The sequence below is a fragment of the Agarivorans litoreus genome (assembly GCF_019649015.1).
Taxonomy (GTDB): Bacteria; Pseudomonadota; Gammaproteobacteria; order Enterobacterales; family Celerinatantimonadaceae; genus Agarivorans; species Agarivorans litoreus.
This window is the reverse complement of sequence record NZ_BLPI01000001.1, coordinates 1,147,733-1,161,919: the sequence shown is the minus strand read 5'-3', so window position 1 is coordinate 1,161,919 and position 14,187 is coordinate 1,147,733. Positions and strand designations below refer to the sequence as shown.

Below are 14,187 nucleotides of genomic sequence, written 5' to 3'. Positions count from 1 at the left end.
GTGGAATATGCCCGTTTTTCATGTTTATGTCAAACAATTTTTAACCAAGTATAAATATCAAAGCAAGGAAAACCTAACTAAACGTCATGACCGTAGCATCGATCTTTATAGGCGGTTAAACTGTGCCGCGATTCTACCAGCATTTTTAATGTTAGGGCAGAGGAATTTGTGTAATTTAGCAACAGGACAGTGCATTGAGTAAAACTTTGTTAAAATCTGGCGCCATTGTTAGCGCTATGACCCTGATTTCCCGCATATTAGGTTTGGCTCGGGATGTGGTCATTGCTAATTTAATGGGAGCGGGTGTTGCTGCCGACGTATTTTTCTTTGCTAACAAAATTCCTAACTTTTTGCGCCGCTTATTCGCCGAGGGCGCGTTTGCCCAAGCCTTTGTACCGGTACTTACCGAATACAAGCAAAAGAGTTCTGAAGACGAAGTAAGAGAGCTTATTGCCAAAGTTAGCGGTACGCTGGGCTTAGCCGTTACCATAGTTACCTTGTTTGGCATTATTGGTTCGCCTTTAATCGCAGCACTATTTGGCACGGGGTGGTTTATATCGTGGTTAAACGAAGGCCCCGATGCTGCTAAGTTTGAGCTGTCGGCCTTTCTACTTAAAATCACCTTTCCCTACTTATGGTTTGTCACCTTTACCGGCTTATCGGGCGCGATTCTTAACGCATTTGGTCGTTTTGCCGTGGCGGCATTCACGCCTGTGTTGCTAAATGTGGCAGTGATTAGTTTTGCGATATTTGTTTCCCCAAACCTAGCACAACCTGAAGTTGGCTTGGCCATGGGGGTTTTCTTCGGCGGGTTAATTCAGTTTCTATTTCAATTACCTTTCTTGTTTAGGCTTAAGTTGTTGCAAAAGCCAAGTTGGGGCTGGAAACATCCTGGTGTGGTAAAAATTCGCACCTTAATGATCCCTGCATTGTTCGGTGTATCGGTCAGTCAAATAAACTTGCTGTTGGATACCCTAATCGCCAGTTTCCTAATCACCGGCTCTATATCATGGCTGTACTACTCCGACCGCTTGTTGGAATTTCCCCTAGGTTTGTTTGGTATCGCCATTGCAACCGTGATTTTGCCAAGCTTATCGCAGCGTCATGTTGATAAAAGCCCGCAGCAGTTTCAGCAAACCATGGACTGGGCAGTGCGCATGGTGTGTTTTTTGGGCATACCCGCCACCGTAGGTTTGGCCTTACTTGGTCAGCCTATTTTACAAGTGTTATTTATGCGTGGCGCCTTTGATCAACAAGATGTGCTAAACGCCTCCTACAGCTTAATGGCTTATAGCGGTGGCTTGTTGTTCTTCATGCTAGTGAAGGTGTTAGCGCCAGGGTATTACTCGCGCCAAGATACCAAAACGCCGGTGAAAATTGGCATTATCGCCATGGTGAGCAACATGGGCTTTAACCTTATCTTCGCGATTCCTTATGGTTATATTGGTTTAGCTATTGCCACAGCTTTATCGGCGTTGCTTAATGCCAGCCTGCTTTATCGCGGTTTACACAAACAAGGTGTTTACAAACTCGGCTCTCCTACCTTGGTATGTATTGTTAAAATTTTAGTGGCATCGACATTGATGGGGGGGCTCATTGTGTGGCTTTCTCCCCTTGCTGAACAATGGTTTGCGTTGACGTGGATAGACAGTGTTTGGCAACTTTTAATCTGTGTAGCTGCGGCCGTGACTAGCTACTTGGTTTTGCTATTTTGCTTGGGGATAAGATTAGCTCACTTGAAAAGCAGTTTCGGGGCTGTAACTGCGGACTAAACAAGCTATAATCCGTCGGTTTTTGACGAAATAGGCGCGGGAATGGAGTTAATTCGCGGAATACGCAACATTAAAGCGCGTCACTATGGCTGTGCATTAAGTATTGGTAATTTTGATGGCGTGCATTTAGGCCATCAACAAGTAATTAAGCGTTTAGTTGAACAGGCTCGCCAGCGGAGTTTACCCGCTGTGGTGATGATTTTTGAGCCACAACCGCTTGAGGTGTTTACTAAAGATAAAGCACCCGCTCGAATTAGCCGATTTCGCGATAAGTACCAGCAACTAAAAAGCTTAGGTGTAGACCGCTTGTTGGTGGTGCGTTTCAGCCATGAGTTTGCTCAACAAAGTGCTGACTATTTTGTTCGCCAGTTATTGGTTGAATTGCTGGGAGTAAAATACCTAGCAGTGGGAGATGACTTCCACTTTGGTAAAGGCCGAGAAGGTAATTTCGCAAGCTTACAAGCGGCCAAAAAACAGTACGGTTTTGAGCTTACAGCAACCGATTCGTTTTGCTTAAATCAGCAGCGTGTGAGCAGCACCTTATTACGTCAGCATTTAGCCGAGGCCGATTTCTCAACGGTGGCTCAATTGCTAGGCAGAAAATTTAGCTTTAATGGCAAAGTCATTCATGGCCAAAAGTTGGGGCGTCAATTGGGCTTTGCTACGGCAAATTTAAAAGTTGCCCGCCATGTATGCCCCTTGCATGGAGTGTTTGCAGTTAAAGCCTATATACAAAATCAGCCAGAGCATCGCTTTTCAGGCATTGCTAACATCGGCTGGCGGCCAACCGCCGCAGGAAAAGATTTATTGGTAGAAGCTCATTTGTTTGAGTTTGACGCCAATCTGTATGGCCAACGATTAGTGGTTGAACCGCAGTTAAAAATACGAGATGAACAAAAATTTGATTCGCTTGATGCGCTAAAAGCTCAGGTGAATCTCGATATTAAGCGTGCAAAAGCCTACTATGGCCTTGCAGAGTAATTGACTGGAAAAGTGATTCGATGAGCGACTATAAAGATACTCTTAATCTACCTGATACTGAATTCCCGATGCGTGGTAATTTAGCCAACCGCGAACCTGCAATGCTTAAGCGTTGGAGCGAAAAGGATCTGTACGGCCAAATTAGACAGGCCAAAAAAGGTAAGAAGAGCTTTATTTTGCACGATGGCCCTCCATACGCCAACGGCAATATTCACCTTGGCCATGCGGTTAACAAGGTGCTTAAAGACATCATTATCAAGTCGAAGACTTTATCTGACTACGATTCTCCTTATGTGCCTGGCTGGGACTGTCACGGTTTACCTATTGAGCTACAAGTAGAAAAGAAAGTTGGCAAGCCGGGCAAAAAAGTGACCGCTGCTGAATTTCGTCAAAAGTGTCGTGATTACGCCGCTAAACAAATTGATGGTCAGCGCAACGACTTTATCCGCATGGGCATTTTAGGTGATTGGCAAAACCCTTACCTAACCATGAACTTCGATACTGAAGCAAACATCATCCGTGCCTTGGCAAAAATCATCGATAATGGCCACCTATTGCAAGGTTCTAAACCTGTGCACTGGTGTACCGATTGTGGCAGTGCTCTTGCTGAAGCTGAAGTTGAATACGAAGATAAAACCTCTCCTGCCATTGATGTGCGTTTTACCGCTGTTGACGAAGCCGAAGTTTTAGCCAAATTTGATCACCCAGAAGGTGTGACCGGTGAAGGGCCAATCTCTGCAGTTATTTGGACCACTACACCGTGGACTTTACCTGCTAACCGTGCGGTAGCCTTAAATGCTCACCTTGAATATGTGTTAGTTCAAATCGAAACTGAAACGGGCAAAGAGCGTTTAATTTTGGCGCGTGACCTAATGGAGGAGTGTGTAGAGCGCTTTGGTGCAACTCACTACCATGCTTTAGGTTACTGCCAAGGTGATGCCTTAGAGTTAGTAAAACTTAAGCACCCATTTTATGACTTTGAAGTGCCGGTTATTTTAGGTGACCACGTAACGACAGAGTCGGGTACTGGTTGTGTTCACACTGCTCCTGGCCATGGTCAAGAAGATTTCGCGGTAGGCCAAAAGTACAACTTAGAAGTGGCTAACCCGGTTGGTGACAATGGTGTTTACCTTGCCGATACTGAATTTTTCGGTGGTCAGCATGTATTTAAAGCTAACGACAACGTAGTTGAAAAACTAAAAGAGACGGGCGCGCTGCTGCATCATCACGCTTACCGTCATAGCTACCCACATTGCTGGCGCCACAAAACCCCTATTATTTTCCGTGCTACGCCGCAGTGGTTTGTGAGCATGGACCAAAATGGTTTGCGTAAGCAAGCGATGCAAGAAATCGAGAAAACCCAGTGGATCCCAGATTGGGGCCAAAGCCGTATCGAAAGCATGGTAGAAAATCGCCCAGATTGGTGTATCTCTCGCCAACGTACTTGGGGTGTACCGATTGCGCTGTTTGTGCACCGCGAAACCAACGAACTACACCCACGTGCAGTAGAGCTGATGGAAGAGGTGGCTAAACGTGTTGAGCAAAGTGGTATTCAAGCATGGTGGGATTTAGATGCTACTGAACTACTGGGCGATGAAGCCGAGTTGTACCGCAAAGTAGAAGACACGCTAGATGTATGGTTTGACTCTGGTTCAACTCACTCAAGTGTAGTTGCAGCACGTGAAGAGTTTAACGGTAAAGCTGCAGATATGTACTTAGAAGGCTCTGACCAGCACCGCGGTTGGTTCCAGTCATCACTAATGATTGCTACTGCAATTAACGGCAAAGCGCCTTACCAGCAAGTACTTACTCACGGTTTTACCGTAGATGCTAATGGCCATAAGTTCTCTAAATCTTTAGGTAATGGTATCGCTCCGCAGGATGTTTGGAACAAATTGGGTTCAGACATCTTACGGTTGTGGATTGCATCTACCAACTACACCGCGGAAATGAGCGTATCGGACGAAGTATTCAAACGCAGCGCCGATGCTTATCGTCGTATTCGTAATACCTCGCGCTTCCTATTGGCTAATTTAGCTGGGTTTGAACCTGAGCAGCATTTAGTGGCAAGTGAAGACATGGTAGAGCTTGACCGCTGGGTAGTGGGTCGAGCAGCCGCTGTTCAACAAGAAATTGTCGAAGCTTACGAGCAATACCAGTTCCACGTTGTTTATCAAAAGCTTATGCACTTCTGTTCAATTGAACTGGGTAGCTTCTATTTAGACATCATTAAAGATCGTCAGTACACCGCAAAAACTGATGGCCTAGCAAGACGCTCTTGTCAAACTGCGCTATTCCACATCGCCGAAGCGCTAACCCGCTGGATTGCACCTATCTTAAGCTTTACCGCTGACGAGATTTGGCAAGCATTACCTGGTGAACGTAGTGAGTTTGTATTCACTGAAGCGTGGTACGAAGGCTTAACTGCGCTATCACAAGATAGCAAAATGAATGATGCATTCTGGGCTCAACTGATCACTATTCGTGATGAAGTGAATAAGAACCTCGAGCAAGCACGCCGCGACAAGAAAATTGGTGGCACCTTAGAGGCTAAAGTAACGCTGTATGTAGATAGCCAGCTAGAGCAAGTGTTAAGCCAGTTGGGTGATGAGTTACGCTTTGTATTGTTAACTTCAGATGTAAGCTTACAGGCTTTAAGTGAAGCGGGTGATAATGCCGCTGCTACTGAGTTGGATAACCTTAAAGTTACCGTAGAAGTAGCCGAAGCCGCGAAATGTGACCGTTGTTGGCACCACCGCGAAGATGTTGGTCAAAACGCTGAGCACCCAAGCTTGTGTGGTCGCTGTGTAACCAACGTCGCGGGTGAAGGTGAGTCTCGTAGCTATGCATAACGACGCTGTAGTAAGTAAAACAAATAGCACTGGTTTACGTTGGTTGTGGTTAAGTGTGGTGGTATTCATTGTTGACCAAGTTACCAAGTTTGCCATTGCTAAAACCTTCGATTTATATGAGTCGGTAGCAGTAACGCCATTCTTTAATTTGGTTTCGGCTCGAAACTACGGTGCTGCTTTTAGCTTTTTAAGTGATGCCGGTGGCTGGCAACGTTGGTTTTTTACTGCCATAGCGCTTTTGGTGAGTGGTTTGCTGGTGTGGTGGATGAAAAAAACACCGGCCGAGCAAAAGTGGCCAGCCATTGCTTACGCCTTAGTATTAGGCGGAGCAATTGGTAACGTTTTTGACCGCGTAGTGTTTGGCTATGTTATCGACTTTCTCGATTTTTACGTGGGCAGTTACCATTGGCCATCTTTTAACGTTGCTGACTCAGCCATTTGTGTGGGTGCGGTATTGTTAGTGTTAGATAGCTTTTTGTCGCCGCAAGCCAAGGAAACTAAATGATTCAGCAAGGAAGCAAAGTAGAACTTCATTTTGTATTGAAGTTAAACGATGGATCGATTGCCGAAAGTACTTATAACTATCCAAAGCCAGCTCAACTGGTAATGGGAGATGGTAGCCTAACCGAAGGCTTTGAAGCGTGTTTATTGGGTTTGAAAACGGGTGATAAAAGCCAATTTGAACTTAATGCCGAGCAAGCTTTTGGCCAAAGCAATCCGGATAATATTAAGTACTTTGAGCGCAGTAAGTTTGGTGATGAAGCACCTGCCGAAGAAGGCAGTATTATTGCATTTGCTCAGCCTGATGGCAGTGAAATTCCGGGCATTGTGCGTGAAGTAACCGGTGATTCAGTAACGGTAGATTTTAATCATCCGCTGGCTGGCCAAACGGTTATTTTCGAAGTAGAAATTTTAGCGGTTAATTAAGGAGCGATAGTGGAAATACTGTTAGCTAATCCTCGCGGTTTTTGCGCTGGTGTTGACCGCGCTATTTCTATCGTCGAGCGTGCTTTAGAAATGTTTGGTGCGCCCATTTATGTTCGCCATGAAGTAGTTCATAACCGCTATGTAGTAGATGGCTTACGTAAACGTGGTGCTGAGTTTGTTGATGAGCTTAGCGATGTGCCAGAAGGCAGTATTTGTATCTTTAGCGCTCATGGCGTGTCTCAAGCTGTGCGTGCAGAAGCCAAACAACGTGACCTTAAAATCTTCGATGCTACTTGCCCACTCGTAACTAAAGTGCACATGGAAGTTACTCGCGCCAGCCGTAAAGGCATTGAGTGTATTTTAATTGGTCATCATGGTCACCCAGAAGTGAACGGCACCATGGGCCAATACGACAACGTCGACGGTGGTATTTACTTGGTAGAAACCGTAGAAGATGTTGCTAAGCTAAAGGTTAACAAACCTGAGCAGTTGTTTTACTGTACTCAAACCACTCTGTCGGTTGACGATACCTCCGCGATCATCGATGCATTACGTGCGACCTTCCCTGAGATTCAAGGACCTCGTAAAGACGATATTTGTTACGCTACCCAGAACCGCCAAGATGCGGTGAAAGATCTGGCAGAAAAATCAGACGTGGTATTGGTGGTAGGGTCAAAAAACTCTTCTAACTCTAATCGCTTACGAGAAAAAGCTGAGAAGTCAGGTGCAGCAGCATACCTTATTGATGGTGTTAGTGACATTAATTGCCAATGGTTTAAAGCTGATAGTCGCATTGGTGTTACAGCTGGCGCTTCGGCCCCCGAGGTACTCGTTCAAGAAGTGGTATCTGGTTTAAAAGCGATGGGGGGAGTAACAGTTGTAGAAAACCCTGGCCGCGAAGAAAATACCATTTTTGAAGTCCCCGCAGAGCTTAGAGTTACTCAAACCAGCTAACTGAGCCGGCTCTCAATTCCCCTAAAAAAGAAGGCATAGCCTTCTTTTTTGCGCTATACCCTAATTATCTTGTCGATTCGAAAGGCAGAACTATCGGACGCTAACCAAGCATCAAGGACGGGTAGGTAGGGATGCAAGCAATATCATTGTCATCTGTCAGAGGGTTTACTCTGATTGAAGTTATTATCACCTCTTTTATATTGGCGGTAGGCCTGCTGGCGGTTGTGGCTATGCAAGCTGTTGCCAAGCGTTCTAGTTTTGAATCTCACCAACGTACTGTTGCCATGATTTTAGCTGAAGACATGGTTGAACGGGTTCGGCTTAATCATATTGCTTGGCAAGCAAATAACCCCGCCACTGTTATTGTAGGCGATGGACAACCAGCCAGAGCCAAACCCGCATGCGCCGAGGACAGTGGTTTGATGACCGCTTGTAGCCTTGCCGATCTAGTGAATTATGATCTTTACCATTGGGAGTATGGTCTTTATGCCAAAGCGGCCGGTGCTAAGGGCGGTTTGGTTAAGCCTAATGGTTGCGTATTGTTAAGCGCTAATGGCGAGCTTACGGTGGTGGTTACTTGGTTGTCGAGGCAGTCTTTTAGTGGCATTACCAGCAGCAATACGGTTACCGCCAACTGCGGAGCACAGTCAGATAAACGCCGCAAAATGGCCTTAACGACGCGGGTGGCCTCATGAACAGGCATTCTCAGCAAGGCTTTACCCTTATTGAATGGCTAATTGCCATTGTTATAGGGCTATTCTTAACTGCGGGGATCAGTAGTTTTTTGGTCGCTTCACAGCGCAGTACTGAATCAACCTATCACAGTGAACAATTAATGGAGAGTGGCCGTATCGCCATGCATTTGATCACTCGAGATTTAAGAATGGTGGGTTTTTTTGGTGAATATACCGGTAACCCAATGGTTCGTGGTTCTGGCGTGGATTTAGTCGCTGACGATATTGTTGCTGCCAATGATTGCACAATAGACTGGATTGGTAGTACTCCTGAGGGCTCATTTCCCTCTGTGGATGGCCGATTTAGCTCGTTATTTGTAGGCCAGATTAATAGCGCGAACTCTCTTAATGGCCAGTACAGTTGCGTAAGTAGCCGCAGTAATTTGGTTGTGGATTCTGATGTTATTGGCATCAAAAGAGTGATTGGTTCACCCATCCAATCTGCGGGTGAGTTGGATCCTGAGCGCTTCTACTTCGCTGCTAACGCCGCTAGCGCTCAGATATTTACTTCAGCCGATCCTTGGCCTACCGAAACAGCTATGCCTGGCAGACAGATATGGGAATACCAACATATTGTTTACTATTTGGATGTGAGTGCGCAGTCTGGCTTGCCAGTGTTGCGTCAGCTATACCTCGATAACGACAACGGTAGTGCGAGCGGTATGCAAATATTAGGTTCAGGCCCTTTGGTGGAGGGTATAGAGCGGATGCGAGTATTGCTGGGAGTGGATACCGATACTACTCAAGATGGCGTGGTGAATGACTTTGTCTCCTCAGACAACGTGACACCTCAACAATGGAGTGAAGGCAGAGTGATTGGCGCTAAAGTATTTTTGTTGGTTCGCTCCTTAACCGAGGATAAAAACTATACTAATAGTAATAGCTATGAATTGGGTGATTTGAGTGTCGCTGCAGCTAACGATCATTATCGACGGGCACTATTTGAGTCCGTCGTGTCACTACGAAACATGGTGTATTGATGCAAAAAACATTTTCGACGATCAGTTCATTGGTTAGCAAACAGCAAGGCGCAGCGTTATTTGTTGCGATGTTGTTTTTGTTGATTTTAAGCTTTTTGGGTGGGGTGTTGTTAAGTAGTGCGAATCAAGGCTTAAAAGTGGTGTCGGCGATGGGAGACCGGGTGGGCGCAGAGCACTTACTTGAAGGTGAAATGAATGAGCTGATTCTTGCGCCTAGTCTGCAGAGTGTTATTGGTGCCATGACTCCAGCGGCATCTATGGCTGTATCAACCATGGTAACCGGGGCTGATGGTACCATGCTTCATACAGTTGATAGTGTCTGCGCGCGCAGTTTTACCGCCAGTAGTAATAACGCTATTACCCAGTGCCGCTATGTAAGGGTAGACGCAACAAAAAATTATGGGAAGGCAAATCGAGCTTCAACGTCAATAGCTGCCGGTATAGAGCAGCCGATGCTATAGCTAAAACGGTAAAGTTGTTTGCAATGTATTGCAGGCAAGACAACAAGGAGAAAGCAGATGAACGGTCGGTTAAAGTCGGGGCTGCTTGCATGGGTGTGTTCAGTAGCTGTAACTCTTCCAGTTTGGGCAGATGATACCGAGCTATTTTTATTTGATTTTAATAGCTTAAGCTCTGCCGACCCTAAGGTTCTGATAATTTTTGATACCTCTGGAAGTATGGCTTGGAATATTACGACTCGCGAAGGCTATAACCGCGATAGTAATGGAGAAGTAAGCTATCAAGATTATCCTATAGCGGTGAGTTCTCAAAATAGCCTCGATAATGACTTTATATACTTTACTGTTAATGGCATCGATGGCTCCTATATTCCTACAGGTGCCAATGATGACCGTCGATTTATTTGGGACATTAATAACTGCGCAGCTTCTTATGAAGCCTTAGCTAAAAACGGCATTTTTACTGGTTACTTTCGCGAGCACAGGGTACAAGGCGGTACTGGCTCTTGGGACGATGTTCGCTTAAATAACGGTGCAAACTACACTGTTTTGGATTGTATGGATGATTTTGAGCTAAACAGTGATGCAAGTGATGGCCGTTTATTAGATGACGAAGGGGAACCACGCTCTTTTACGGTCAAACTGCAGGCTTCAGACGGTAGTTTTGTAGATAAAGAAATTTCCACCATTAATCCTGGTCAATATCGCGAAAGTAATAACTCCTATGTGGATGCTCCGCAGGGCTACCCAATTAATGGCGCGGCAAATAACACTGATGATTTTTATACCTTAAATAAAACCGATGCAGAACAGACTACCAAGGACTCATTTGATGATGGTTATTTAATTACGCTTTATTCTGCAAATTACCTTCGCTGGTACCATCATTCAGATGCAACCACCACTAGACCTCGTATCGAAATTGCTCAGGAGGCGATGGAAAATGCACTTAGTACTATTAATGGAGTTAAGTTTGGATTAATGGTGTTTAATCGCTCTAATGATGGCGGCAGAGTGATTCGTGGTATTCAAGCGTCTGATGATAATCAGGATCTTATTTCAGACATTATTGAGCTCACCGCGGATGGCGGGACACCGCTTGTTGAGACCTTAATGGAGGCAAAACACTATTTAGCCGGTGAAGCGGTTGATTACGGTGAGAAAGGAAACAACAACGAGAAAAACGATAGGGATAAAACAATCGAAACATCTTCTGGCGGCACTAATACCTACCTTTCTCCCTATGAGGTGGGCTGTGATAGTTCGATTAATATTATTTATGTCACCGACGGTACGCCAAGTGTAGATGCCGATGAAAATGAAAACGTTAAAAATTTGCCAATTAATACCGATAATGTTTTTGGCTGTGACAACGCAACTACGGTGAGCGGTTGTACTTGGAAAGATCCAGTTGGGTTTGGAACCGGCAGCGAAACAAGTTACCTGCCAGTGTTATCCAAATGGATGAATACCAATGATATTAATCCGAATATGAGTGGTAGGCAGTACGCAAAGATTACTACCATTGGTTTTGGTGAAGATGTTATTGAAGGTGGTACTGCGATGTTAACCGCCACCGCCGAAAATGCTCAAGGGCGCTTTTATCCTGCCGAAGATGGTGTTTCTTTAGAAGCTGCGTTTCGTCAAGCCTTAATCGGCATCTATGAAGAAAGCTCATCCTTGGTGTCACCTGCTGTAACCAGTAACAATTTTGACCGCACTCGTACTCTAGATAGAGTTTATTATGCCATGTTCAAGCCTTCACTTAATCCACGTTGGCGTGGCAACTTGAAAAAGCTGGAACTGTCTTCTGAAGGCTTTATGGCGGACCAAAATGGTAATCCTGCTATTGGTGCAGATGGCTCTATTATCGATGAAGCCAAGACATTTTGGTCCTCAGTCAAAGATGGTAACAATGTAGAGCTAGGAGGGGTCTCGGAAACTTTACTCAGCAATGATGCTCGAATGGTGTATTTCAATCAAACTGATAGCGGTAGTTTCACCACTTTGACAAACAACAACCTAGTCACAAAGGCTGGTAGCAATGCTAATTTGGCCAATCATCTTGGTGTTGTTGAAGACGATATTGCTGACCATGTAAGTTGGATCCGTGGCACTGATGTAGATAATGATGACGGAGATACTAGTACTACTATTCGCAGTGACTTAATGGGCGATCCACTGCATTCTCGCCCCTTAGTGATTAATTATGGTTTACGCAGTGGCGCAGCGGCTGATAGCACTGACCCCGATGATATGGATATCAGAATTATTGTAGGTACCAATGGTGGTGCTATGCATATGTTTAAAGATACCGGATCAAGTGTTGCTGAAAGCTGGGCATTTTTCCCCTATGAGCTATTAGGTAGGCAGCTTACATTACGCAATAATATAGCAAGTTCGCAACATGTATATGGGGTAGACGGTACCCCTACTGTATTCCTCAAAGACACCGACAATGATGGTAAGTACAGCAGTAGTGGTGACAAAGTATTAGTGTTTACTGGGCTACGCCGTGGTGGTGATGCTTATTATGCGATGGACTTGACCAAGCCTGACTTGCCCAAAATGTTGTGGCGGATTGATAGCTCAAGCACCGGCATGTCTGAGCTTGGTCAAAGCTGGTCGCAGCCGACAGTAGGTTATGTACCAGGCCACAGTAATCCGGTGGTTATATTTGGTGCCGGTTATGATACCAACCAAGATTTAGATATCCCCGGAGACGATGATAGAGGTCGAGGGGTGTTTATTGTTGATGCCATAGATGGCAGCCTAGTATGGAGTATCACCGCTGGAGATGATGACCGCTTAACTCACAGCATTCCTGGTAGAGTCGCCACTTTAGATAGTGATGGCGATGGCAATATTGATCGCCTGTATTTTGGCGATACCGGAGGCCAAGTATGGCGAATTGACTTGTTTTCAGCCACCCAATCGAAGTGGAAAATGACCGCTTTAGCGAGCATTAGTGATAGCTCGGTAGTTACCGATAAGCGTAAGTTCTTTACGGAGCCAGTTATTGTAAGAACCTACCTGAAGAAGCTAACTCGAATAACTACCGGACAAGGGGAGGACCAAATCACCATTACTGACTCTCAGCAGATTCCTTATGATGCCGTGTTAATTGGAACGGGGGATAGAACTAAACCGGTGAGTGACAAAGACCCTAATGGCGTTGATAACCGCTTTTATATGTTCCGCGATTACAATGTCCAGGTTACCGATTTTGGCGCGCTTGGTGAAGATGAGCAACCGGTAGCGATAGCTTCCACTGAGCTTTACAACATTACCAGTGACCCAATTGGTTCTCTAAGTGATGAAACCGCCATTGAAACACAGCTCATTGCGCTGGGAGCTTCCAAAGGTTGGGTATATAACTTGGTTGAGGACGGCGAAAAGTCATTGGGAGCAGCCTTGGTACTAGGTGGTGAGTTGTATTTCACCTCGTTCATTCCAGAAACGACTAACTCGGCAACCTGTACTATCCCTACCATTGGTAAAGGTCGCACTTATGCTGTAGATATGCACATTGGTACCAGTATCAATAACAGTCGCTACTATGACGTAGATAACAAAGTACCCGACGATTTAATTGTCCACTCTGGTGAAAACGAGCAAGGCGAGTCTGTAGTAAGAGTTTTTGGTGGAGATCCTGGAGAAGACCTAGAGTTTGATGATCAAGATGAAAACAATGAGCATACTTGTGAAAATGCTGGCGAGTGTAAGGAAGGCTCAAGAGAAGCCAATATGGATATGAGTCCAAAACAAATTTACTTCTATTTTGATGAGGGCTAAATGAAAGACTCGATGCGCGGTGTCACCTTAATGGAATTAATGATTGCGGTAGCCATTGTTGCCATATTAGCGGCAGTTGCTTACCCTGCTTATACTTCTTTTGTTGCTGAGTCTCGGCGTAGTGAAGCCAAAAAAGAGTTGGCAACACTGGCTGTGCTGCAAGAGCAATACTACGCTGATAATGCCAGTTATGCTGCAAACCTAGCCAGCTTGAGTTTGGCGGCATCTGGTGCCAATAGTTATAACACCGAAAATGGCTATTATGCCATTACGCTGAGTAGCTCTGCTGCGGCCAGTACCTTTACAGCCAAGGCCACTGCGATAGGGACGCAGCTAAGTGCTGATAAAGATTGTAAAGTTTTCTCTATTGATGATGAGGGCAGTAAGTCTGCTGAGGATTCGTCAGGAAATTCAAATGCTGATTGTTGGTGATCTTATGAAACGTTTAGCTATTTTGTTATGTATTGTTTTACCTATGTCTTCAAGTTGGGCGATTACGGTTAAGTGCTACATGGCTGGCTCCACAGGTTATGATCAAGTGGTTATAGCTTCGCCTAAAGATCTAGACTCAATGGCAGAGATCTCAGCGGAAATTAAACAGCGGTATACCAATCACTCCGCTAGTGCACAAAAGTTTGGCAGTATTTCTCTGATTGAATGTGTTGAGTTTAACAGTGAGTTTAGTAGTGATATTGCCAATGTACGATTTGCAGAACTTGAATATTAATTAAGGT

At 45.1% G+C, this 14,187-nt stretch carries 12 protein-coding genes; all 12 read left to right on the top strand.

Features of this window, described 5'->3' with window-relative positions:
• The first annotated feature begins 194 nt into the window (after positions 1–194).
• Positions 195–1,772: a murein biosynthesis integral membrane protein MurJ gene (murJ, locus tag K5L93_RS05390; protein WP_220718801.1), complete on the top strand. Its 1,578-nt coding sequence runs from the start codon at positions 195–197 to the stop codon at positions 1,770–1,772.
• A gap of 42 nt (positions 1,773–1,814) precedes the next feature.
• The gene (gene ribF, locus K5L93_RS05385) at positions 1,815–2,753 is read left to right on the top strand and encodes a bifunctional riboflavin kinase/FAD synthetase (RefSeq protein WP_220718800.1); all 939 of its coding nucleotides are present in this window, start codon (positions 1,815–1,817) and stop codon (positions 2,751–2,753) included.
• 20 nt (positions 2,754–2,773) lie between these two features.
• A complete protein-coding gene (gene ileS, locus K5L93_RS05380; RefSeq protein ID WP_220718799.1) occupies positions 2,774–5,605 on the top strand; it encodes an isoleucine--tRNA ligase in 2,832 nt (943 codons plus the stop codon).
• Positions 5,598–6,110, top strand: coding sequence for a signal peptidase II (gene lspA / locus K5L93_RS05375; RefSeq protein WP_220718798.1), 513 nt, complete (start codon positions 5,598–5,600; stop codon positions 6,108–6,110). The genes ileS and lspA overlap by 8 nt, the downstream gene beginning before the upstream one ends.
• Positions 6,107–6,532 (top strand): FKBP-type peptidyl-prolyl cis-trans isomerase, encoded by a 426-nt coding sequence (gene fkpB, locus K5L93_RS05370; RefSeq protein ID WP_220718797.1) that lies wholly within the window; start codon positions 6,107–6,109, stop codon positions 6,530–6,532. Before lspA ends, fkpB begins: the two co-directional genes overlap by 4 nt.
• Positions 6,533–6,541: 9 nt before the next feature.
• Complete coding sequence (ispH, locus tag K5L93_RS05365; RefSeq protein WP_220718796.1) at positions 6,542–7,486, top strand: 4-hydroxy-3-methylbut-2-enyl diphosphate reductase; 945 nt, start codon at positions 6,542–6,544, stop codon at positions 7,484–7,486.
• A 146-nt stretch (positions 7,487–7,632) separates the two neighbouring features.
• Positions 7,633–8,181 carry a type IV pilus modification protein PilV gene (gene pilV / locus K5L93_RS05360; RefSeq protein WP_220718795.1) on the top strand — a complete coding sequence of 183 codons (549 nt, stop codon included), beginning with the start codon at positions 7,633–7,635 and terminating at the stop codon, positions 8,179–8,181.
• A complete protein-coding gene (locus tag K5L93_RS05355; protein WP_220718794.1) occupies positions 8,178–9,200 on the top strand; it encodes a PilW family protein in 1,023 nt (340 codons plus the stop codon). Before pilV ends, K5L93_RS05355 begins: the two co-directional genes overlap by 4 nt.
• Positions 9,200–9,661: a hypothetical protein gene (locus K5L93_RS05350; protein ID WP_220718793.1), complete on the top strand. Its 462-nt coding sequence runs from the start codon at positions 9,200–9,202 to the stop codon at positions 9,659–9,661. Before K5L93_RS05355 ends, K5L93_RS05350 begins: the two co-directional genes overlap by 1 nt.
• 57 nt (positions 9,662–9,718) lie before the next feature.
• Positions 9,719–13,453, top strand: a complete 3,735-nt coding sequence (locus K5L93_RS05345) for a pilus assembly protein (RefSeq protein ID WP_220718792.1) — start codon at positions 9,719–9,721, stop codon at positions 13,451–13,453.
• Positions 13,454–13,885 (top strand): type IV pilin protein, encoded by a 432-nt coding sequence (locus tag K5L93_RS05340; protein ID WP_220718791.1) that lies wholly within the window; start codon positions 13,454–13,456, stop codon positions 13,883–13,885.
• Positions 13,869–14,180, top strand: a complete 312-nt coding sequence (locus K5L93_RS05335; protein ID WP_220718790.1) for a hypothetical protein — start codon at positions 13,869–13,871, stop codon at positions 14,178–14,180. Before K5L93_RS05340 ends, K5L93_RS05335 begins: the two co-directional genes overlap by 17 nt.
• The last annotated feature ends 7 nt before the right edge of the window (positions 14,181–14,187 follow it).

Coding starts and splice junctions, on each gene's coding strand:
- K5L93_RS05335 (WP_220718790.1), top strand. CDS start 13,869: ATGCTGATTGTTGGTGATCTTATGAAACGTTTAGCTATTTTGTTATGT.
- lspA (WP_220718798.1), top strand. CDS start 5,598: ATGCATAACGACGCTGTAGTAAGTAAAACAAATAGCACTGGTTTACGT.
- K5L93_RS05345 (WP_220718792.1), top strand. CDS start 9,719: ATGAACGGTCGGTTAAAGTCGGGGCTGCTTGCATGGGTGTGTTCAGTA.
- K5L93_RS05355 (WP_220718794.1), top strand. CDS start 8,178: ATGAACAGGCATTCTCAGCAAGGCTTTACCCTTATTGAATGGCTAATT.
- ileS (WP_220718799.1), top strand. CDS start 2,774: ATGAGCGACTATAAAGATACTCTTAATCTACCTGATACTGAATTCCCG.
- fkpB (WP_220718797.1), top strand. CDS start 6,107: ATGATTCAGCAAGGAAGCAAAGTAGAACTTCATTTTGTATTGAAGTTA.
- ribF (WP_220718800.1), top strand. CDS start 1,815: ATGGAGTTAATTCGCGGAATACGCAACATTAAAGCGCGTCACTATGGC.
- K5L93_RS05340 (WP_220718791.1), top strand. CDS start 13,454: ATGAAAGACTCGATGCGCGGTGTCACCTTAATGGAATTAATGATTGCG.
- K5L93_RS05350 (WP_220718793.1), top strand. CDS start 9,200: ATGCAAAAAACATTTTCGACGATCAGTTCATTGGTTAGCAAACAGCAA.